This is a genomic window from Streptomyces sp. NPDC001700 (assembly GCF_053596435.1).
In genome coordinates, this window is the sequence record NZ_JBSFGE010000012.1 from 24455 (window position 1) to 45027 (window position 20573).

Here is a 20573-nt window from a genome sequence, read left to right on the forward strand (position 1 = left end):
AGCCAAGGCTACGGCGTCATTGACGATTCCCGGAATCGAGGTCCCCGATGACCTCGCCACGGACGGACCGGCCGCCCGCGCCGTCACCCCGGACGGGGATGTGCTGTTGCTGGTCCCCGGCGCCTCACCGGCGGCCCGCGCCGCGGCCTACGCGCAGGACGACGACCTGACCTGCGTGATAGAGATCACGGACGTCGCCCCGGTCTCGGTCCCCCAGCGGATCCGCGGCCGCGCCTGGGTGGCGGGCTGGCTCACCCCCGTACGCGGCGGCGACCGCGCCGCGAGCGCGGCACTGCTCGCCCAGCACCACCCGGTCGGTGAGCTGCTGGGCCTCGGGGAGGCCCTGCAGCCCGACTCCGCCGCCGGACCGCGCAGCCGGACCGCCGCGTGGACGCTGCTGCGGCTGGAGGTCGCCGAGGCCTGTGTGGACGACCTGTGGGGCGCGGACGGCGTCGAGCCGGACGACTTCGCGCAGGCCACCCCCGACCCGCTCGCCCCGCACGAGGCCGAGCTGCTGCAGCATCTGCACTCGGCCCACAGCGACCAGGTGCACGGGCTGTGCGCCCTGCTGGGCGAGCGCTCGTCCATGGTGTGCACCCGTGGCCCCGCGATCCCCGTGGCCCTCGACCGCTTCGGCCTGCGCGTCCGCTTCACGGACGACGCCGACCAGCCGTTCGACGCGCGCTTCGACTTCCCGGAGCCGGTGGAGAGCGTCTCCGAACTGCGCCGCGCGATGCACGCCCTGTTCGAGGCGGCCGCCGACTAGGAGCGGGCCCGTGACGGCGCCCCCGGACCAGGGGTGCGGGGGCGGCGCGGGCCGAAACCCCTTACTCTCGCGCCGTCTTATGGGGACTCCGGCGGCGGGTCGCCGCGCAGCCGCGCCCGGACCCGCTCGACCACATCGGCGTAGCGGGCCTCCGCCCCGTACCGCGTCGGCTCGTAGTAGCGCTTCCCGTGGATCTTGTCCGGCGCGTACTGCTGCGCCGCGATGCCGCCCGGCAGATCGTGCGGATACAGATACCCCTGGGCGTGACCGAGCTTCTCCGCACCCTTGTAGTGCCCGTCCCGCAGATGCGGCGGCACCGGGCCCGCGAGCCCCGCCCGGACGTCCGCCAGCGCCGCGCCTATCGCCGTCGTGGCCGCGTTGGACTTGGGCGCGAGCGCCAGCGCGATCGTGGCATGGCTGAGCGTCAGGGCGGCCTCGGGGAAACCGATCAGCGCGACCGCCTGCGCCGCCGCCACGGCGGTGGGCAGGGCGGTCGGATCGGCCAGCCCGATGTCCTCGCTCGCCGAGATCATCAGCCGCCGCGCGATGAACCGCGGGTCCTCCCCCGCCTCGATCATCCGCGCCAGATAGTGCAGCGCGGCGTCCACATCCGAGCCGCGGATCGACTTGATGAGAGCGCTTGCCACGTCATAGTGCTGATCACCGGCCCGGTCATAGGTGACCGCGGCCCGGTTGACCGCCTCCTCCAGCGTGGTCAGCGTGATCTCCGCCTCGCCCTTGGCGATGGCCGCCCCGGCCCCCGCCTCCAGCGCGGTGAGCGCCCGCCGGGCGTCGCCGCCCGCGATCCGCAGCAGATGCCCCTCGGCCTCGTCGGGGAGGGTGACCGCGCCGCCGAGCCCCCGCTCGTCGGCCAGCGCACGGCGCAGCAGCCCGCGCAGATCCTCGTCGGTGAGCGGTTCCAGGGTGAGCAGCAGCGAGCGGGACAGCAGCGGGGAGATCACCGAGAAGTACGGGTTCTCGGTGGTGGCCGCGATCAGGGTGACCCAGCGGTTCTCCACGGCGGGCAGCAGCGAATCCTGCTGCGCCTTGCTGAAACGGTGGATCTCGTCCAGGAAGAGCACGGTCTCCCGGCCGTACGCCCCCGAGGAGCGGCGTGCGCCGTCGATGACGGCCCGCACCTCCTTCACCCCCGCGGTGATCGCCGAAAGCTCCACGAACCGCTTCTGGGTGGCCTGGCTGACCACGTACGCGAGGGTGGTCTTCCCGATGCCGGGCGGGCCCCACAGCAGCACCGAGGACGGCCCTGCCGGGCCCCCGCTGCCCTCGCCGACCAGTCTGCGCAACGGAGCCCCGGGGCGCAGCAGATGCTGCTGCCCCACGACCTCGTCCAGCGTGCGCGGGCGCATGCGCACGGCCAGCGGACTGCTGGACGGGTCCTTCTCCTGGCGGTCCTCGGCGGCGGCGGTGAACAGATCTGGCTCCACCCGGGAAGCCTATGACACCGCACCGACAGCGCCCGTTCCCCGGGGCCCGGGCCAGCGGTTTCGCGGGCTCGGGCGGTCATCCGGGCTGGGGCTGGCTGGTGGGGCTAGCTGGTCCAGAAGTCCCACCAGCGCGTCAGGATCAGCATCCCGATCACGCCGAGCCACATCACCGGAACCACCCAGTGGAACTCCAGCAGCCCGCGCCGCAGTCCGTCGGGCGCCGGGAGGTAGCCGTGCTTGAGGTTGTGGCCGGTGACGTAGCAGAACATCACGATGGTGGCGACCCAGGCGAGGCAGCACCACAGGCACAGCGAGCCGATGACGTACAGCGACTCGTACTGGAGCCAGGTCACGAACCCGGCGCCGAAGAGGGTGCCCGCGTTGAACGTCAGCCAGTACCAGCGCGGGAAGCGCGCCCCGGCCAGCAGGGAGACGCCCACGCAGATGACGATCCCGTAGGCGACCAGGCCGAGCATCGGGTTCGGGAAGCCGAACGCCTCGGCCTGCTTGCTCTCCATGATGTTGCCGCAGGAGACCACGGGGTTGAGGCTGCAGCCGGGGGTGAAGACCTTGCCGTCGGCCTTGAACTCAAGGATCTTGTTCTTGTCGAGCGTGATGACCCAGGCCGCCAGCAGCCCCATCGCGCCGGTGATCATGAGCAGGAGCGCGAAGGCGCGGCCGCCCCCCGTTCCGGTCCGAGCGCCGTCCCGCGCCTCGTCGGACTCCACGTCGTCCATCAGTGTCGTCGCCATATCGCCGTCCGTCGCTCTCCACACTGTCCGGCCCCGTCGGGCACGGCCATTGTGCCCCAACCCATGGCGCCGCAATGCCCCGTTGTCAGGGCCCGACCATCTTCGCGGATCTTCCGTTGGGCGGGGATAAGCACGGGCTCCGGGGCGCTCAGGGGGCCATGATCCCGCCCCGGGCGGGCGGGACCGGCCCCGGGGAGCCGCGTCGATTGGCAGGATGAATCGCTCCCGCCGCGTTGACGGCAGCCCCCTCTAAGGGAGTCAGCTCAGCTTCGCCTGGACCGCGGTCACGATCTTGGACAGCGGAACGGCCTCCTGCTCGCCCGACTCCATGTCCTTCAGCTGGACCACGCCCTCCGCGAAGTCCCGCTCGCCCGCCACGATGGCGTACCGCGCCCCGCTGCGGTTCGCGGCCTTCATCGCGGCCTTGAGCCCCTTGCCGCCGTACGCGAAGTCCGTCGCCACGCCTTCCTTGCGCAGCTCGGCGACGACGCCGAAGAGGACCTTCCGGGCCTCCTCCCCCAGCGGCACGGCGAAGACGCTCGTCGCGTCCGGCAGGTCCAGCTGGACGCCCTCGGCCTCCAGCGCGAGCACCGTACGGTCCACCCCGAGCGCCCAGCCGACCGACGGGAGGGCCGGGCCGCCGATCATCTCGGAGAGGCCGTCGTACCGGCCGCCGCCGCCGACCGCGGACTGCGAGCCGAGCCCGTCGTGGACGAACTCGAAGGTGGTCCGGGTGTAGTAGTCGAGGCCGCGGACCAGCTTCGGGTCGTCCTCGAAGACCACGCCCTGCGCGGTGATCAGCTCGCGCACCTGCGCGTGGTACTCGCGGCAGCCGTCGCACAGGTAGTCGCGCAGCAGCGGCGCTCCGGTCAGCTGCTTCTGGACGGCGTCCCGCTTGTCGTCGAGCACCCGCAGCGGGTTGATGTCGATGCGCCGCCGGGTGTCCTCGTCCAGGTCGAGCCCGCGCAGGAAGTCCTGGAGGGCGGCCCGGTAGACGGGGCGGCACTCGGCGTCGCCGAGCGAGTTCAGCAGGATGCGGAAGTCACGCAGCCCCAGCGACCGGTAGGCGTCGTGCGCGAGGATGATCAGCTCGGCGTCGAGGGCCGGGTCCTCTGCGCCGATCGCCTCGGCGCCGACCTGCGAGAAGTGGCGGTAGCGGCCCTTCTGGGGGCGCTCGTAGCGGTAGTACGAGCCGGAGTACCAGAGCTTGACCGGCAGGCTGCCGGCCTTGTGCAGGTTGGCCTCCAGCGCGGCGCGCAGCACCGACGCGGTCCCCTCGGGGCGCAGCGCCAGCTCGTCGCCGCCCTTGGTGGTGAGGGTGTACATCTCCTTCGTGACGATGTCGGTGGACTCGCCGACACCGCGCGCGAAGAGTTCGACGTTCTCGAAGCCGGGGGTCTCGACGTAGCCGTAGCCGGACCGCCGGAGCGGGGTGGCGATGGCGTCCCGCACCGCGAGGTAGGTCGCGGAGACCGGCGGGATCAGGTCATAGGTGCCCTTGGGGGCCTTGAAGGTGCTCAACGTGGGTTCTCTCGTCACATTCCTCGTCGCGGAGCCGCGGCCGCGTCGGCGGCGCCTTGGGGGCCGGCGGCCACCTGCCGCAGGAAGGGGTTGGTGGCGCGCTCGCGGCCGATGCTGGTCTGGGGGCCGTGGCCGGACAGCACCACGGTCGAGTCGTCGAGCGGCAGGCACACGCGGGCCAGGGACTCGAGGATCTCGGCGTGGTCGCCGCCGGGCAGATCGGTGCGTCCGATGGAGCCGGCGAAGAGCAGGTCGCCCGAGAAGAACACCGGGGGGATGTCCGCCTGTTCGGGCAGCCTGAAGGTCACCGACCCCTTGGTATGGCCCGGCGCGTGCGCGACGGTGAACTCCATCCCGGCCAGCTTCAGTTCGGAGCCGTCGGCCAGTTCCTTCACGTCGTCCGGCTCGCCGACGGTCAGCTCGCCCATCAGCTGCGTCCCGATGGACCGCCCGAGCGCCTTGGCCGGGTCGCTCATCATGTAGCGGTCGGCGGGGTGGATCCAGGCCGGTACGTCATGGGCGCCGCAGACCGGGACCACCGAGGCGACATGGTCGATGTGGCCGTGGGTGAGGATGACGGCGACAGGCTTGAGCCGGTGTTTGGAGACGGCTTCCTCGACGCCCTGGGCCGCTTGGTGGCCCGGGTCGATGATCACGCACTCCTCACCCGCGGCGGGGGCGACCAGGTAGCAGTTGGTCCCCCAGGCCCCGGCGGGGAACCCGGCAATGAGCACGATCGTCCTTAAATGTCGTCCGGAAGAGTCGGCCGGCGGAAGAATGTCGGCAGCTCCAGAGCCTACCGGCGGCGGCCCCAGCACAGCGAACCCGTATACGGTACGGCCGAGCCCTCCGGCAGGACACCGAATGACATACGGCGTGAGGAGACGACCCGGTGGTCAGTAGCGAGCAGCGGCGGCGGCAGCTTGCCCGGGAGAAGTACCTGCGGCAGCAGCAGCGGCGCGAGACGGCACGGCGCAAGTCCCGCCAGCGCAATGTGGTGATCGCTTCCGTGCTGGCCGTGGTGCTGGCGGGCGGCGGGGCCGTGGCGGCCGCGGGCGCCTTCTCCGGGGACGACAAGGACAAGAAGAAGGACGACGCCGCGTCCACTCCTTCGGCCCCCGCCACCAGCAAGGCGCCGGACCCGTGCGCCAAGGAGGCGAAGGCGGTCGCGGGGAAGAAGCCGAAGAAGATGTCGTTCAAGAAGGAGCCCGCGGTCTCCATCGACAAGTCGGCCTCGTACACCATGAACCTGGAGACGACCTGCGGGGACATCTCCATCGACATGGACGCGGCCAAGGCGCCGCACACGGTCAACTCGTTCAACTTCCTGGCGGGCAAGGGGTACTTCGACCACACCAAGTGCCACCGGCTGGTGCCCCAGCAGATCTACGTGCTCCAGTGCGGTGACCCGCAGGGCACCGGCGCGGGCGGCCCCGGCTACAAGCTGCCGGACGAGAACCTGAAGGACCCCTCCCTCAAGGGCAACAAGTACCCGGCGGGCACGGTCGCGATGGCGAACCAGTACAACGCGCAGACCAAACAGGGCCGCGACAGCGGCGGCAGCCAGTTCTTCCTGGTCTACCAGGACAGCCCGCTGCCGCCGGACTACACGCCCTTCGGGAAGATCTCCAAGGACGGTATGAAGGTCCTGAAGAAGATCGCCTCCGCCGGAGCGGCGGCCCCGGATCAGATGCAGAACACCGCCCCGAACGCCAGCGTGGTGATCAACAAGGCGGAGGTCACCAAGTCCTGAGGTCGCCGGGCGTGCGTACCGCGAAATTTCGGTCGCGCAGGATACGGACAGCCGGGGCACCGGTCGCCTATGTTGGCGTTGTGCAGGGTGTCTGCCGCGATGGCCGCACCATCCTGCTGGGAGACCGGCCCGGGCGTCGCTGCCCGGCCGGAAGAAACTGTGGACGATGCCCGCGGGCCGCACGCCCGCCCCGGCATCATGTGGAGGAGGCGCTGTGAGCAGCGAGCCTTGGGGCCGCGTCGACGAGACGGGGACCGTGTACGTGCGTACGGCCGGCGGTGAGCAGGTCGTCGGATCGTGGCAGGCGGGATCGCCGGAAGAGGCCCTCGCCTACTTCGAACGCAAGTACGACGGTCTGGTCGTCGAGATCGACCTTCTCGAGCGCCGGGTCAAGACCACCGACCTGTCGGCCAAGGATGCGACGGCGGCCATCGAACACATCCGGCATCAGGTCGACGAGCACCATGTGGTCGGCGACCTGGACGCGCTGCGCAAGCGGCTCGACCAGCTCGCCAAGGACGTCGAGGCGCGCCGTGAGGAGCGCCGGGCGGCCAAGGCGGTCCAGGCCGACGAGGCCCGGCAGGCCAAGGAGGCGCTGGTCGCCGAGGCCGAGGAGCTGGCGGCCAGTGAGCAGTGGCGGGCGGCCGGGGAGCGGCTGCGCGCCCTGGTCGACACCTGGAAGGGCCTGCCGCGGCTGGACCGCAAGACGGACGACGCGCTGTGGCACCGGTTCTCGCACGCCCGCTCGGCGTTCTCCAAGCGGCGCAAGGCGCACTTCGCGGCGCTGGACGCGCAGCGCGAGGAGGCCCGGCAGGCCAAGGAGAAGCTGGTCGCCGAGGCGGAGGCGCTGTCCGGCTCCACCGACTGGGGGCCGACCGCGGCCCGCTACCGGGAGCTGATGTCCGACTGGAAGGCCGCGGGCCGCGCGCAGCGCGAGCACGAGGACGACCTGTGGAACCGGTTCCGGGGCGCCCAGGACGTCTTCTTCCAGGCCCGGGGCGCGGTCTTCGCGGAGCGCGACGCCGAGCAGCGGGAGAACCTGGAGCGCAAGGAGGAGCTGGTCGCCGAGGCCGAGAAGCTGCTGCCGATCTCGGACCTGAAGGCGTCCCGCGCGGCGTTCCGGTCGATCAACGAGCAGTGGGAGGCCATCGGCCATGTGCCGCGGGACGCCCGCGCCCGCGTCGAGGGCCGGCTGCACACGGTCGAGCGCGCCTTCCAGGAGGCCGACGAGGCCGAGTGGCGGCGTACGAACCCGGAGGCGCGGGCGCGCGCCCAGGGGCTCACCGGTCAGCTCCAGGACGCCGTCGACAAGCTGCGCTCCCAGGTCGACGCGGCCCGCGCGGCGGGGAACAACGCGAAGGCCGACAAGCTCTCCAAGGAGCTGGAGGGCCGGCAGGCGCTGCTGGACCAGGCGCTCAAGGGCCTGGAGGAGTTCGGCGGCTGACGCCGGACAGCTGAACGTCTGAACGCGAAGGGCGGCCCCGGGAGAGTCCGGGGCCGCCCTTCGCGTTCTGCGGACGTTCTGCGGCGCTTTCTCAGCGCGCCCGGGCCGAAGTGACCCGGTACACGTCGTAGACGCCCTCGACGCCGCGTACGGCCTTCAGGACGTGTCCCAGATGCTTGGGGTCGCCCATCTCGAACGTGAAGCGCGAGGTGGCCACCCGGTCGCGGGAGGTCTGCACGGCCGCCGACAGGATGTTGACGTGCTGGTCGGACAGGACGCGGGTGACGTCCGACAGCAGCCGGGACCGGTCCAGCGCCTCGACCTGGATGGCGACCAGGAAGACCGACGACTGGGTGGGCGCCCACTCGACGTCGAGGATGCGCTCGGGCTGCTGGGAGAGCGAGTCGACGTTGACGCAGTCCGCGCGGTGCACAGAGACGCCGCTGCCGCGGGTGACGAACCCGATGATGGGGTCGCCCGGCACCGGCGTACAGCAGCGGGCCAGCTTGACCCACACGTCCTCGACGCCCTTGACGACGACGCCCGGGTCGGCGTTGGAGCGGCGCTTGGAGCGCCGGATGGGCGGGGCGGTCTCGGCGATGTCCTCGTTGGCGGCCTCCTCGCCACCGAGGGCCGAGACGAGCTTGCCGACGACGTTCTGCGCGGAGACATGGCCCTCGCCGATGGCCGCGTAGAGCGAGGAGATGTCCGGGTAGCGCATCTCGTGGGCGAGGGTGACCAGCGAGTCGCCGGTCAGGATCCGCTGGATCGGCAGGTTCTGCTTGCGCATCGCCCGGACGATCGCGTCCTTGCCCTGCTCGATGGCCTCGTCGCGGCGCTCCTTGGAGAACCAGCCGCGGATCTTGTTGCGGGCCCGCGGCGACTTGACGAAGCCCAGCCAGTCGCGGGACGGCCCGGCACCGGCCGCCTTGGAGGTGAAGACCTCCACCAGGTCGCCGTTGTCGAGGGTCGACTCCAGCGGCACCAGCCGCCCGTTCACCCGCGCCCCGATCGTGCGGTGCCCGACCTCGGTGTGGACGGCGTAGGCGAAGTCCACCGGGGTGGCCCCGGCGGGCAGCGCTATGACGTCGCCCTTGGGCGTGAAGACGAAGACCTCGTTACGGGACAGGTCGAACCGCAGCGACTCCAGGAACTCGCCCGGGTCCTCGGTCTCCTTCTGCCAGTCCAGGAGCTGCCGCAGCCACGCCATGTCGTTGACGGCGTCGTCCTTGCCGGCCTTGCCCCGGGGCACGTCGGTGCGCACCTTGGAGGTGCCCGCGACGGCCTCCTGCTTGTACTTCCAGTGCGCGGCGATGCCGTATTCGGCGCGCCGGTGCATGTCGAAGGTGCGGATCTGCAGCTCGACCGGCTTGCCGCTGGGCCCGATGACCGTCGTGTGCAGCGACTGGTACATGTTGAACTTGGGCATCGCGATGTAGTCCTTGAACCGCCCGGGCACCGGGTTCCACCGCGCGTGGATGGTCCCGAGCGCCGCGTAGCAGTCGCGGACGGTGTCGACGAGCACCCTGATGCCCACCAGGTCGTAGATCTCGGCGAAGTCCCGGCCCCGCACGATCATCTTCTGGTAGACGGAGTAGTAGTGCTTGGGGCGGCCGGTGACGGTCGCCTTGATGCGGGCCGCTCGCAGATCGCCCTGGACCTGGTCGGTGACGACGGCCAGGTACTCGTCGCGCTTGGGGGCGCGCTCGGCGACCAGCCGGACGATCTCGTCGTACATCTTGGGGTAGAGGATCGCGAAGGCGAGGTCCTCCAGCTCCCACTTGATGGTGTTCATGCCCAGCCGGTGGGCGAGCGGGGCGTAGATCTCCAGCGTCTCGCGGGCCTTCTTCTCCTGCTTCTCCCGCTTCAGGTAGCGCATGGTGCGCATGTTGTGCAGCCGGTCGGCGAGCTTGATCACCAGGACCCGGGGGTCCTTGGCCATCGCGACGACCATCTTGCGCACGGTCTCGGCCTGGGCCGCCTCGCCGAACTTGACCTTGTCCAGCTTGGTGACGCCGTCGACGAGCAGGGCGACCTGATCGCCGAAGTCGCGGCGCAGGGTGTCCAGGCCGTACTCGGTGTCCTCGACGGTGTCGTGCAGCAGCCCGGCCATCAACGTGGCCGGATCCATACCCAGCTCGGCGAGGATCGTGGTCACCGCGAGCGGGTGGGTGATGTACGGATCGCCGCTCTTGCGCTTCTGGCCCCGGTGCCAGCGCTCGGCCACCTGGTACGCGCGCTCGATCTGGCGCAGCGTGGCGCCGTCCGCCTTGGGGTCGTTGCCGCGCACGATGCGCAGCAGGGGCTCCAGGACCGGGTTGTACGGGCTGGAGCGCTGCACGCCGAGGCGGGCGAGGCGGGCGCGTACGCGGTTGGACGAGCCGGAGCGCGGGGCCGGGCTCTGGGTGGTGCGCGGCGCGGCCGGGGCGGGCCTCAGCTCGCCCGGGCGGCCCGCCGCCGGGGGCTTCGGGCGCGTCTGCTCGGGGGCGCCGGACGCCGGGGCCGGACGGTCCGCGCCGTTTCCGGGCGTGGCTGAGGCCGCCGTCGGCTCGGCGGCGGTGGTCGCGTCCGCTGCGGGACGGACTCCGGGGGAGAGCGGCTGGGCCTCGTCTGGCAAGAGAGCACTCCTCAAGCGGTCCGGACCCCGGGGGGTCGGGGTGCCAATGGTATCGATCCCGCCACTCCGCTTGCCTCTCGGCCGCGATGTCCGGGGAACGCCGGAGGGCGGGGACCTGTTCCTTGCGCAGGTCCCCGCCCTCCGGCGGCGGTTTCGGCGGATTCCGGTCAGACCGTGATCAGGGCCTCCAGCGGGGCGCTGTCGAGCGCGCTCAGCAAGCGTCTGCGGCCCTCCAGGAAGCCCAGCTCCATGAGCACGGCGACCCCGGCGACCTGCGCGCCGGCCCGCCGGATGAGCTGGAGCGACGCCTCGGCGGTGCCGCCGGTGGCGAGCACGTCGTCGATGACCAGGACCCGGTCGCCGGGGGCCAGCGCGTCCGCGTGTATCTCGATCTCCGCGGTGCCGTACTCCAGCTCGTACGCCTGCCCCAGGGTCGCCCCGGGGAGCTTTCCGGCCTTGCGGACCGGTACGAAGCCGATCCCGGCGCGCACGGCGGCCGGGGCGGCGAGGATGAAGCCGCGCGCCTCCAGGCCCACGACCTTGTCCGCCCGGTGCCGCACGCACAGCTCGGCGAGCGCCTCGGTCAGCGCGGAGAAGGCGGCGGCGTCGGCCAGCAGCGGAGTGATGTCCTTGAACATCACGCCCGGCTGCGGGTAGTCCGGCACGTCCTGGATGCGGCTGAGCAGCAGCCCGCGCAGCTCCTCGGTGCCGAGGGGGCCGGGGGTCGCGGTCGCGGTCTGCTCCGCGGCCTGCCCGCTCATCGGCGCTTCCCCGACGGTCGGCCGCGGCCCCGGTTGCGGGCGGCGGGCTGGCGGCGCTGGCCGACGACTCCGGCCGTGGCCGCGTCCTCCAGGTCCGCTTCGTCGCCCTCGTCGGCCGAGTGGTCCTCGTCCTTCCCCTCGCGCTCGGCGTCGGCCTTGGCGGCCGCGGCGCGCTTGGCGCGCACCCGCTTGGCCAGCGCCTTCATCTGCGGGTCGCGGCTCTTGAAGTCGGAGACCAGCGGGGTGGCGATGAAGATCGAGGAGTACGCGCCGGCGGCGAGGCCGACGAACAGGGCGAGCGAGATGTCGTTGAGCATGCCCGCGCCGAGCAGACCGCCGCCGATGAAGAGCATCGCGCCGACCGGCAGCAGCGCCACGACCGTGGTGTTGATGGAGCGCACCAGGGTCGAGTTGAGGCTGCGGTTGGCCACTTCGGCGTAGGTGTAGCGGGTCTGTTTGGTGATGTCCTTGGCGCCCTCCTTGAGACCGTCGAAGACCACGACGGTGTCGTAGAGGGAGTAACCGAGGATCGTCAGCAGACCGATCACGGTGCCCGGGGTGACCTCGAAGCCGACCAGCGCGTAGACACCGACGGTGATGGTGAGGTCGTGGATCAGGGCGATCAGGGCGGCCAGTGCCATCCGCCATTCGAAGGCGATGGCGAGATAGATCACCACCAGGACCATGAAGATCGCGAGGCCCTGCCAGGCCTTACCGGCGATCTCCTCACCCCAGCTCGGGCCGACCAGCTGGGTGTCGATCTTGTCGGTCTTGACGCCCAGCTCCTTGGCCAGGTTCTCCTGGACCGGCACCGCTTCCTTGGTGCCCAGCTCGCTGATCTGGATCCGCAGACCACCGCGGCCCAGTTCCTGGACGACGGCGGTGTGGCCGCCGGACGCCCGCTCCGCCACCTCCTGGGCCTGGGAGACCGAGATGTTGCTGCTCGGGGTGTTGAAGACCGCGCCGCCGGAGAACTCGATGCCCATGTTGAGCCCGCGCACCGCCAGGCCTGCGATGGCCGTGATGGTGATCAGTATCGAGATGGCGTACCAGATCTTCCGCTTGCCGACGAAGTCGTAGCCGACCTCGCCTCGGTAGAGCCTGGCGCCGAGATTGCCGAGTCGCGACATCTCACGCCTCCTTCGTGTCGGCGGGGCCGGGGGCGGCGGGACGACTGCGGCGCAGTGGCGGTTTGGCCCCGAGGCGCTTGGGATCCAGACCGGACCACGGGTGACCGTTCCCGAAGAACGGGCGGCGGGCGAGGAGCGTCATCAGCGGCTTGGTGAACAGGAACACCACGACGACGTCGAGCAGCGTGGTCAGCCCCAGGGTGAAGGCGAAGCCCTTCACCTTGCCGACGGTCACGATGAAGAGCACCGCGGCGGCGAGGAACGACACGAAGTCGGAGACCAGGATGGTGCGCCGGGCCCGGGGCCAGCCGCGCTCGACGGCCGGACGCAGCGAGCGGCCCTCACGGATCTCGTCACGGATGCGCTCGAAGTAGACGATGAACGAGTCGGCGGTGATACCGATGGCCACGATCGCACCGCAGACGGCGGGCAGGTTCAGCGCGAAGCCGATACCCGGGCCGAGCAGCACCATGATCGTGTACGTCAGTATGGCGGAGGCCGCGAGGGACGCCATGGCCACCAGGGACAGGCCTCGGTAGTAGACGACCAGGTAGATCACCACGAGGGCCAGGCCGATGGCACCGGCGATCAGACCGGCGTTCAGCTGCTCGCCGCCGAGGGCCGCGGAGACGGTGGTCTCGTCCGCGATGTCGAAGGACAGCGGCAGGGCGCCGAAGGACAGCACGTTGGCCAGGTCCGAGGCGCTCTGCTGGGTGAAGCCGCCGGAGATGGTGGCGCGGCCGCCGGTGATGGCGCCCTGGGTGACCTCGGGGTCGGAGACGACCTCGCCGTCCAGGACGATCGCGAAGCGGTTCTGCGGCGCCTGCTGCTTGGTCAGCTCGCCGGTCGTCTTCGCGAACTTCTTGGCGCCCTTGCTGTTGAAGTCGAGCTGCACGATCCAGCCCGAGGCGTTCTGGCTGTCGAAGACGGACGAGGCGTCGTCCACGTCGGTGCCCTCGACCTCGGAGGGGGCCAGGACGAACTTCGAGTCACCCTTCTGGCTGCAGGCCAGAACGGGGTCGGTCGGCTTGGTGTTGGCCGCCTTCTCCGCTGCCGCGGCGCGCCCCGCCCTGGTGGTGCAGTCCAGCGCCGCGAAGTCCTTGGCCAGCTTCTCCTGGTCGGACTGGCTGGGGGCGTCCGACGGCTTGCCCGTCTCGCCGCTCTGGGGGGTCTTGGACGGGTCCGGGGTCGGCGCGGCCTTGTCGGCCTTCAGCGCCTCGGGGACGGCACGGCCCTGGGTGCTCGCGGAGGGGCTGGGCTCGTTCTCGGGCTTCCCGCTGCTGCCCTGGTCGCCCTTGTCCGGCTTGCCCTTGGACGCGCTCGCGGAGGGGCTCGGGGTGCTGCCGGGCTGCTTGGTCTTGCCGCCGGACGTGGTGGTCATCACCGGCCGGAAGTACAACTGCGCGGTGGTGCCGACCTGCTGCCGGGCCTGCTTCGCGTCCAACCCCTTGGGGATGTTCACGATGATGTGCTTCGGGCCCTGGGTCTGGACCTCCGCCTCGGACACGCCCAGACCGTTGACCCGCCGCTCGATGATGCCCACGGCGGTGTTCATGTTGGCCGTGTTGATCGCGTTGGGCTTGCCCGGCTGGTTCTTGGCCTCCAGCGTGAAGCTGGTGCCGCCCGCGAGGTCGATACCCAGGCGCGGTGTGGTGTGACCGGAGATGAACATCCCCGCGGTGAGCGCCACCATGGCGATCAGGATCACGGCCAGCGCGCGCCCGGGCCTGCCCTGCGACCCTGGGGACCTGCGGCCCTTCTTCGGTGCTGCCACCTTGTCGTATCTCCCTGTCAGGCCGCCCCGCGACGCATGCGCGCGGGGCGGCCACGAAGTCTTGTGGGGACGTGCCCCCGCCGGAGCCTAGACCGTCCATGAATCACGGCGCGCCGAGCGGGGGCACGCCGTGTTCACACAGTGCAGGACTACTTCGCGTCGGCGCCGCCGTCCCGCTTTTCGTCCTCGGGCGCGTCGGCCGCGTCGGCGTCGTTCTTGCCGAGGTCGATCTTCTTGGCGCCGGCCTTCTCGTCCTCCGGCTCACCGGACGCCGGGGCGTCGGCGGCGTCATCGTCGCCGCCCGCGGGCGTGGTCAGCGAGGAGGCGTCGTCCGGGACGACCGAGGCCTTGGCGGCCTCGTCCTCGTCGGGGTCGATGCCGTGGACGATGTGGTTGTACTCGGCGTCGGAGAGGACGGCGCCGATCGCGTTCTTCGCGTAGATCGCGTGAACGGCGGGAGCCACCTCAAGGAGGACCGTGTCGTCGTGGACCTCCTTGACCGTCGCGTACATGCCGCCGATGGTCCGCACGCCGGTGCCCGGCTGCATGGTGTCGCGCATCTGTGCGGCCTGGCGCTGCTTGTTCTTGGCCGACCGAGTCATCAGGAACATGGCCCCGATGAGCACGATGAACGGCAGGAGAGTCACGATATTCACGGGACGGAGATCCTTCACACGACCGCTGGGGCGCGGCCTGGTCTACGGGGGTGGGTATGCCAGCCGGAAGAACGGACGGCATACGGACGGCATCGGCGGAGTCTAAGCGAGCCCGCACCTATGGAACAACGCCCGGCGTGGCACCGGGGTTCCTGACCCCACCATTATTCGCTCTTGACGCCATGATGCCGGAGTCACACGCCTTCATGCCTCGAAGAGGCCGCTCTGGCCGCCCCCGGCACCGCGCTGCGGTGGGGTGAGGCCCAGATGCTCCCAGGCCGCGGGGGTCCCGATCCGGCCCCGGGGCGTACGGGCCAGCAGGCCCTCGCGTACCAGGAACGGCTCGGCGACCTCCTCCACCGTCTCACGCTCCTCCCCCACCGCGACCGCGAGGGTGGACAGGCCCACCGGGCCGCCGCCGAACAGCTTGAGCAGGGCGCTGAGCACCGCCCGGTCCAGCCGGTCGAGACCGCGGCCGTCCACGTCGTAGACCGCCAGGGCGCTCGCGGCGATCTCCCGGGTGATGAGGCCGTCCGCCTTGACCTGGGCGTAGTCGCGGACCCGGCGCAGCAGCCGGTTGGCGATCCGGGGCGTGCCCCGGGAGCGCCCGGCGATCTCGGACGCGCCGTCGGGCTCTATGGTCACCTCCAGCAGCCGTGCGGAGCGGTGGATCACGCGCTCCAGCTCGGCGGGGGCGTAGAACTCCATGTGGCCGGTGAAGCCGAAGCGGTCGCGCAGCGGGGGCGGCAGCAGCCCGGCCCGGGTGGTCGCGCCGACCAGGGTGAACGGCGGCAGCTCCAGCGGGATGGCGGTGGCCCCGGGCCCCTTGCCGACGATGACGTCGACGCGGAAGTCCTCCATCGCCATGTACAGCATCTCCTCGGCGGGCCGGGACATGCGGTGGATCTCGTCCAGGAACAGCACCTCGCCCTCGGTGAGCGAGGAGAGGATCGCGGCGAGGTCGCCCGCGTGCTGGATGGCCGGTCCTGAGGTGATGCGGATCGGGGCGTTCATCTCGGCCGCGATGATCATCGAGAGGGTGGTCTTGCCGAGCCCGGGCGCGCCGGAGAGCAGCACGTGGTCGGCGGTGCCGCCGCGCTGCCGGGCCGCCTTGAGGACCAGGTCCAGCTGTTCGCGGACCCGCTCCTGGCCGACGAACTCCCCCAGGTCCTTGGGGCGGAGGGCGGCCTCCACCGCCTGGTCGTCCCCGTCGGCGTCGGCGCCCACCAGCCGGCTGCCCGCGTCACCGGGCAGGGCGCCGGTGAGGGCGTCGTCGGCGTCGGCCGGTGCGGTCTCGTCCCAGTTCACTGCGTTTCGCCTCGCGAGATCTCATCGAGCGGTCCGGCCGGGCGCGGCATGGCGCCCCGGCGGCCGGTCAGCGGGTGCGGTTCAGGGTCTGCAGGGCGGCCCGCAGCAGCTGCGCCACCTGCGGCGCACCGCCCTCGGCCAGGGCCGCCTCGGCCTGCGGGGTGACGGCGGCCACCGCCTCGTCGGCCTCCCGGGTGGCGTAGCCGAGGCCGACCAGGGCGGTGTGCAGCTGGTCGCTCCAGCCCCCGGCGGTGGCCGGGCGGGCGGCGGGCACGCTCCTGCCGACCGGCGCGCCGAGCCGGTCCTTCAGCTCCAGCAGCAGCTTCTGCGCCCCCTTCTTGCCGATGCCGGGGACGGCGGTGAGCGCCTTCTCGTCTCCGGTGGAGACGGCGAGCCGCAGCGCGTCCGGCGCGTGGACCGCCAGCATGGCCTGGGCGAGCCGGGGGCCGACCCCGCTGGCGGTCTGGAGCAGCTCGAAGACCTGGCGCTCGTCGTCGTCCGCGAAGCCGTACAGCGTCAGGGAGTCCTCGCGGACCACGAGCGAGGTGGCGAGCCGGGCCGGTTCGCCGACCCGCAGCCCGGCCAGGGTGCCCGGGGTGCACTGGACCGCCATCCCGACGCCGCCGACCTCGACGACGGCGGTGTCCGGGGCGAGGGCCGCGACCGGACCGGAGACGAACGCGATCATGTAATACGGCCTTTCCTGGGGCGGCTCGGGGTGGTGCGGTGGGCGGCGACGGCCTGCTGGAGCCGGTTGGTCGCGGGGGCGCGCCAGATGTGGCAGATGGCGAGCGCCAGGGCGTCGGCGGCGTCGGCCGGTTTGGGCGGGGCGTCCAGCCGCAGCAGCCGGGTGACCATCGCGCCGACCTGTGCCTTCTCGGCGCGCCCTGAGCCGGTGACGGCGGCCTTGACCTCGCTGGGGGTGTGCAGCGCGACCGGCAGCCCGCGGCGGGCGGCACAGAGCATGGCGACGGCGCTGGCCTGGGCGGTGCCCATCACGGTCTGCACGTTGTGCTGGCTGAACACCCGCTCCACCGCGACGTATTCGGGCCGGTACGCCTCCAGCCACTCCTCGATGCCGCGCTCGACGAGGACGAGGCGGTCGCCGATCGCGGCGTCCGCCGGGGTCCGTACGACGCCGACGCCCAGCATCCGCAGCGGGCGGCCCGCGACCCCCTCGACCACGCCGATGCCGCACCGGGTCAGCCCCGGGTCCACGCCCAGCACCCGCACCGCGGCCCTCCCCTTCGTCGCCCCGATCACGCTTCGGTCATGTGTTCCTGCAGGCTAGCGGCTGCCACCGACAGCACCGGCCGACAACGCCGACGGGCCGGTGGGGTGTGTCCCCGCCGACCCGCCCGCCGTGTGTGTGCGCTGATGTGCCCTCAGGCGTCGACCTTGGCCATGACCTCGTCGGAGACGTCGAAGTTGGCGAAGACGTTCTGCACGTCGTCGCTGTCCTCGAGCGCGTCGATCAGCTTGAAGATCTTGCGCGCGGCGTCTTCCTCCAGCTCCACCTGCATGGTGGGCACGAAGTTGGTGTCGGCCGAGTCGTAGTCGATGCCCTCCTTCTGGAGCGCGGTGCGGACCGCGACCAGATCGGTGGCCTCGCTCAGGACCTCGAAGGACTCACCGAGGTCGTTGACCTCCTCGGCGCCCGCGTCGAGCACCGCGGCCAGCACGTCGTCCTCGGACAGCTCGCCCTTGGGGACGATCACGACGCCCTTGCGGTTGAACAGGTACGACACCGAGCCCGGGTCGGCCATCGAGCCGCCGTTGCGGGTCATGGCCACGCGGACGTCGGAGGCGGCGCGGTTGCGGTTGTCGGTCAGGCACTCGATGAGCACCGCGACGCCGTTGGGGCCGTAGCCCTCGTACATGATCGTCTCGTACTGGGCGCCGCCCGCCTCAAGACCGGCACCGCGCTTGACCGCGCTGTCGATGTTCTTGTTCGGAACCGACTGCTTCTTGGCCTTCTGAATGGCGTCGTAGAGCGTCGGATTGCCGTCGATGTCGGCTCCGCCCATCCGGGCAGCGACCTCGATGTTCTTGATCAGCTTCGCGAAGAGCTTGCCGCGCTTGGCATCGATCACGGCCTTCTTGTGCTTCGTCGTAGCCCATTTAGAGTGGCCGGACATCCGCCTGTCTCCTTCGCGTTACCCAATTCTGTACGAACGCCTGAGATCCTACCGGGATCGCCGCTCAGCGCGCGGCCCGCACCATACCGGCGAACAAGGCGTGCACCCGGTGGTCACCGGTCAGTTCCGGGTGGAACGACGTCGCCAGGACATTGCCCTGCCGGACCGCGACCGCGTGCCCCTCGTACGTCGCCAGCACCTCGGCACCGGCGCCCACCGACTCGACCCACGGCGCGCGGATGAAGACGCCCTCCACCGGGCCGCCCTCGATGCCCTTGATGCCGACGGCGGCCTCGAAGGACTCGTTCTGGCGGCCGAAGGCGTTACGGCGCACGATCATGTCGATGCCGCCCAGGGTCTCCTGGTCCTCCCGGCCGTCGAGGATCTTGTCCGCGACCATGATCATACCGGCGCAGGTGCCGTATACCGGCAGGCCCGCCCGGACCCGCTCGCGCAGCGGCTCCAGCAGCCCGAAGATCACCGCGAGCTTGGACATGGTGGTGGACTCGCCGCCGGGGATCACCAGACCCTCGACCTCGGCCAGCTCCTCGGGGCGGCGCACCGGCCGGGCCTCGGCGCCGACGGCGGTGAGCGCGGCCAGGTGCTCACGGACGTCGCCCTGGAGGGCGAGCACGCCGATGAGGGGAGTCTGGGACGTCTCGGACACGGTACGGGGACCTCTCGGATGTCAGCTCGGTTGTACGGGGGATACGCGAACGGTGGACGGCCCGCGGCGGCGCGGACCGTCCACCGGACGCGTCATGCGGTGCTGATCAGCCCGTGGCTACCAGCCGCGGTTGGCGTACCGCTCGGCCTCGGGGAGGGTGTCGCAGTTGATGCCGACCATGGCCTCGCCCAGGTCGCGGGACGCGTCCGCGATGACCTTCGGGTCGTCGTAGAAGGTGGTCGCCTTCACGATCGCCGCGGCGCGCTTCGCCGGGTCGCCGGACTTGAAGATGCCGGAGCCCACGAAGACGCCCTCCGCGCCGAGCTGACGCATCAGCGCGGCGTCGGCCGGGGTGGCGACACCACCGGCGGAGAACAGCACGACCGGCAGCTTGCCGGTCTGCGCGATCTCCGCGACCAGCTCGTACGGGGCGCGCAGCTCCTTGGCCGCGGCGTACAGCTCGTGGTTGTCCAGGCCGCGCAGCCGGGCGATCTCGTTCTTGATCTGGCGCAGGTGACGGACCGCCTCGACGACGTTGCCGGTACCGGCCTCGCCCTTGGAACGGATCATCGCCGCGCCCTCGGCGATCCGGCGCAGCGCCTCGCCCAGGTTGGTGGCACCGCACACGAACGGGGTGGTGAAGGACCACTTGTCGCTGTGGTTGACCTCGTCGGCCGGGGTCAGCACCTCGGACTCGTCGATGTAGTCGACGCCCAGGGACTGCAGCACCTGCGCCTCGACGAAGTGGCCGATCCGGGACTTCGCCATGACCGGGATGGAGACCGCGCTGATGATGCCGTCGATCATGTCCGGGTCGGACATCCGGGCCACGCCGCCGTCCTTGCGGATGTCGGCCGGGACCCGCTCCAGCGCCATGACCGCGACGGCACCGGCGTCCTCGGCGATCTTGGCTTCCTCCGGCGTGACGACGTCCATGATCACGCCGCCCTTGAGCTGCTCGGCCATGCCGCGCTTGACGCGGGCGGTGCCGGTCGCGGGAGCCGCCGGATTCTGGGCGGACGGGGACGTGCTGGCGGACGTGGTGGACACGGTTTGACCTCACTCGATAGTGAAAAGTGCGATGAGCCCATCGTAGGGCCGTTCGATACCTGTTCATGACCCGGCCATCCGGTCCGGGTCATGGACGTGTGTGGTACACGCATCAACGAAACCCGGTCCGGCCGGGCCTCGGCAAGGGCCAATCGAAGGCCGGTGGCTCCAACGCCCTCCGGAAGCCCGGTAGCCCGAGGCGTCAGTGCGCCGCGCGCGCCACCAGGGCCGCCGGAGGCTCGTCGTCCATCTCGAAGGCCAGCGGGAACGGGGCATGCCCCGCCAGCCGGAACCAGCGCACCTTGCGGTGGCGCCGCAGCGCCCGCGACGCCCGCACCGCGTCGTTGTGGAACCGCCGCGCCATCGGCACCCGGCGCACCGCCTCCGCCAGCTCCTCCAGGGCCGCCTCACCGCCCGGCGCCTCCCGCACCGCCTCGACCTGCGCGGGCTCCTCGAAGACGGCCCGCAGCGCCTGGCTCAGCTCGCTCTCGGCGACCTCACGGTGCTCCTCCTCGGCCTGCCGGGCGGCGTGCGCGGCCTGGTAGAGCACCATCGACGAGGCCGGGTCGAGCACCCCGGCGGTGCCCAGCTCCTGGGTGATGGAGGCGCGGCGCAGCAGCTGCGCGTCCAGCGCCGCCCGTGCCGCGTCCTGACGGCTGTGCAGCCGGTCCAGCCGCCCCGCGGTCCAGCTCAGATAGACGGCGACGACGACCAGCGCGACCGCGATCCAGATCAGTGTGCTCACGGCGCGCCACGCTACCGTCTACGGCCCGCGCGGCCGGAGCCCAGTC

General features: G+C 71.3%; 19 protein-coding genes. 3 read left to right on the forward strand and 16 right to left on the reverse strand.

Annotated features, from left to right (window positions below; genetic code table 11):
- Positions 1-19 precede the first annotated feature (19 nt).
- Positions 20-766, forward strand: a complete 747-nt coding sequence (locus ACWC5C_RS22585; RefSeq protein ID WP_450877900.1) for a DUF2470 domain-containing protein — start codon at positions 20-22, stop codon at positions 764-766.
- Between the two features lie 77 nt (positions 767-843).
- On the opposite strand, the gene ACWC5C_RS22590 is transcribed toward ACWC5C_RS22585, so the two are convergent.
- The 4 genes from ACWC5C_RS22590 to ACWC5C_RS22605 form a co-directional block, all read right to left on the reverse strand.
- A complete protein-coding gene (locus ACWC5C_RS22590) occupies positions 844-2211 on the reverse strand; it encodes a replication-associated recombination protein A (protein WP_450877902.1) in 1368 nt (455 codons plus the stop codon).
- Between the two features lie 104 nt (positions 2212-2315).
- The gene (locus tag ACWC5C_RS22595) at positions 2316-2963 is read right to left on the reverse strand and encodes a vitamin K epoxide reductase family protein (RefSeq protein WP_385444545.1); all 648 of its coding nucleotides are present in this window, start codon (positions 2961-2963) and stop codon (positions 2316-2318) included.
- Between the two features lie 258 nt (positions 2964-3221).
- Positions 3222-4484: a histidine--tRNA ligase gene (hisS, locus tag ACWC5C_RS22600; protein ID WP_450877904.1), complete on the reverse strand. Its 1263-nt coding sequence runs from the start codon at positions 4482-4484 to the stop codon at positions 3222-3224.
- Positions 4485-4498: 14 nt separating this feature from the next.
- Entirely contained in the window at positions 4499-5218 is a 720-nt protein-coding gene (locus ACWC5C_RS22605; RefSeq protein WP_385444541.1) for an MBL fold metallo-hydrolase, read from the reverse strand.
- Positions 5219-5376: 158 nt separating this feature from the next.
- Between ACWC5C_RS22605 and ACWC5C_RS22610 the strand changes: the two genes are divergently transcribed.
- Entirely contained in the window at positions 5377-6237 is an 861-nt protein-coding gene (locus ACWC5C_RS22610) for a peptidylprolyl isomerase (protein ID WP_450877907.1), read from the forward strand.
- Between the two features lie 214 nt (positions 6238-6451).
- Entirely contained in the window at positions 6452-7681 is a 1230-nt protein-coding gene (locus ACWC5C_RS22615) for a DUF349 domain-containing protein (RefSeq protein ID WP_450877909.1), read from the forward strand.
- A 91-nt stretch (positions 7682-7772) separates the two neighbouring features.
- Here the strand turns inward: ACWC5C_RS22615 and ACWC5C_RS22620 are convergent, their stop codons facing one another.
- From ACWC5C_RS22620 to ACWC5C_RS22675, 12 genes are all read right to left on the reverse strand, one after another.
- A complete protein-coding gene (locus tag ACWC5C_RS22620) occupies positions 7773-10298 on the reverse strand; it encodes a RelA/SpoT family protein (RefSeq protein WP_385444537.1) in 2526 nt (841 codons plus the stop codon).
- A 167-nt stretch (positions 10299-10465) separates the two neighbouring features.
- Positions 10466-11059 carry an adenine phosphoribosyltransferase gene (locus tag ACWC5C_RS22625; protein ID WP_450877911.1) on the reverse strand — a complete coding sequence of 198 codons (594 nt, stop codon included), beginning with the start codon at positions 11057-11059 and terminating at the stop codon, positions 10466-10468.
- Positions 11056-12189, reverse strand: a complete 1134-nt coding sequence (secF, locus tag ACWC5C_RS22630) for a protein translocase subunit SecF (protein ID WP_450877913.1) — start codon at positions 12187-12189, stop codon at positions 11056-11058. The genes ACWC5C_RS22625 and secF overlap by 4 nt, the downstream gene beginning before the upstream one ends.
- A 1-nt stretch (position 12190) precedes the next feature.
- Positions 12191-13963 (reverse strand): protein translocase subunit SecD, encoded by a 1773-nt coding sequence (gene secD / locus ACWC5C_RS22635; RefSeq protein WP_450877915.1) that lies wholly within the window; start codon positions 13961-13963, stop codon positions 12191-12193.
- A gap of 149 nt (positions 13964-14112) precedes the next feature.
- Positions 14113-14619 (reverse strand): preprotein translocase subunit YajC, encoded by a 507-nt coding sequence (gene yajC / locus ACWC5C_RS22640; RefSeq protein WP_450877917.1) that lies wholly within the window; start codon positions 14617-14619, stop codon positions 14113-14115.
- 204 nt (positions 14620-14823) lie between these two features.
- Positions 14824-15927 carry a Holliday junction branch migration DNA helicase RuvB gene (gene ruvB / locus ACWC5C_RS22645; RefSeq protein ID WP_450877919.1) on the reverse strand — a complete coding sequence of 368 codons (1104 nt, stop codon included), beginning with the start codon at positions 15925-15927 and terminating at the stop codon, positions 14824-14826.
- A 67-nt stretch (positions 15928-15994) separates the two neighbouring features.
- Positions 15995-16615: a Holliday junction branch migration protein RuvA gene (ruvA, locus tag ACWC5C_RS22650; RefSeq protein ID WP_450877921.1), complete on the reverse strand. Its 621-nt coding sequence runs from the start codon at positions 16613-16615 to the stop codon at positions 15995-15997.
- Positions 16612-17160, reverse strand: coding sequence for a crossover junction endodeoxyribonuclease RuvC (gene ruvC / locus ACWC5C_RS22655; RefSeq protein WP_385444525.1), 549 nt, complete (start codon positions 17158-17160; stop codon positions 16612-16614). The genes ruvA and ruvC overlap by 4 nt, the downstream gene beginning before the upstream one ends.
- A 152-nt stretch (positions 17161-17312) precedes the next feature.
- Positions 17313-18065, reverse strand: coding sequence for a YebC/PmpR family DNA-binding transcriptional regulator (locus ACWC5C_RS22660; RefSeq protein WP_450877923.1), 753 nt, complete (start codon positions 18063-18065; stop codon positions 17313-17315).
- 64 nt (positions 18066-18129) lie between these two features.
- Positions 18130-18732 (reverse strand): pyridoxal 5'-phosphate synthase glutaminase subunit PdxT, encoded by a 603-nt coding sequence (pdxT, locus tag ACWC5C_RS22665; protein ID WP_450877925.1) that lies wholly within the window; start codon positions 18730-18732, stop codon positions 18130-18132.
- 117 nt (positions 18733-18849) lie between these two features.
- Positions 18850-19782 (reverse strand): pyridoxal 5'-phosphate synthase lyase subunit PdxS, encoded by a 933-nt coding sequence (gene pdxS, locus ACWC5C_RS22670; RefSeq protein ID WP_385444521.1) that lies wholly within the window; start codon positions 19780-19782, stop codon positions 18850-18852.
- Positions 19783-19984: 202 nt separating this feature from the next.
- A complete protein-coding gene (locus ACWC5C_RS22675; protein WP_385444519.1) occupies positions 19985-20527 on the reverse strand; it encodes a hypothetical protein in 543 nt (180 codons plus the stop codon).
- Positions 20528-20573 lie beyond the last annotated feature (46 nt).

What these genes read in the sequence shown, in the direction of transcription:
- ACWC5C_RS22595 (WP_385444545.1), bottom strand. Translation starts at nt 2,963, where the DNA reads ATGGCGACGACACTGATGGACGACGTGGAGTCCGACGAGGCGCGGGAC.
- ACWC5C_RS22625 (WP_450877911.1), bottom strand. Translation starts at nt 11,059, where the DNA reads ATGAGCGGGCAGGCCGCGGAGCAGACCGCGACCGCGACCCCCGGCCCC.
- secF (WP_450877913.1), bottom strand. Translation starts at nt 12,189, where the DNA reads ATGTCGCGACTCGGCAATCTCGGCGCCAGGCTCTACCGAGGCGAGGTC.
- ruvA (WP_450877921.1), bottom strand. Translation starts at nt 16,615, where the DNA reads ATGATCGCGTTCGTCTCCGGTCCGGTCGCGGCCCTCGCCCCGGACACC.
- ACWC5C_RS22660 (WP_450877923.1), bottom strand. Translation starts at nt 18,065, where the DNA reads ATGTCCGGCCACTCTAAATGGGCTACGACGAAGCACAAGAAGGCCGTG.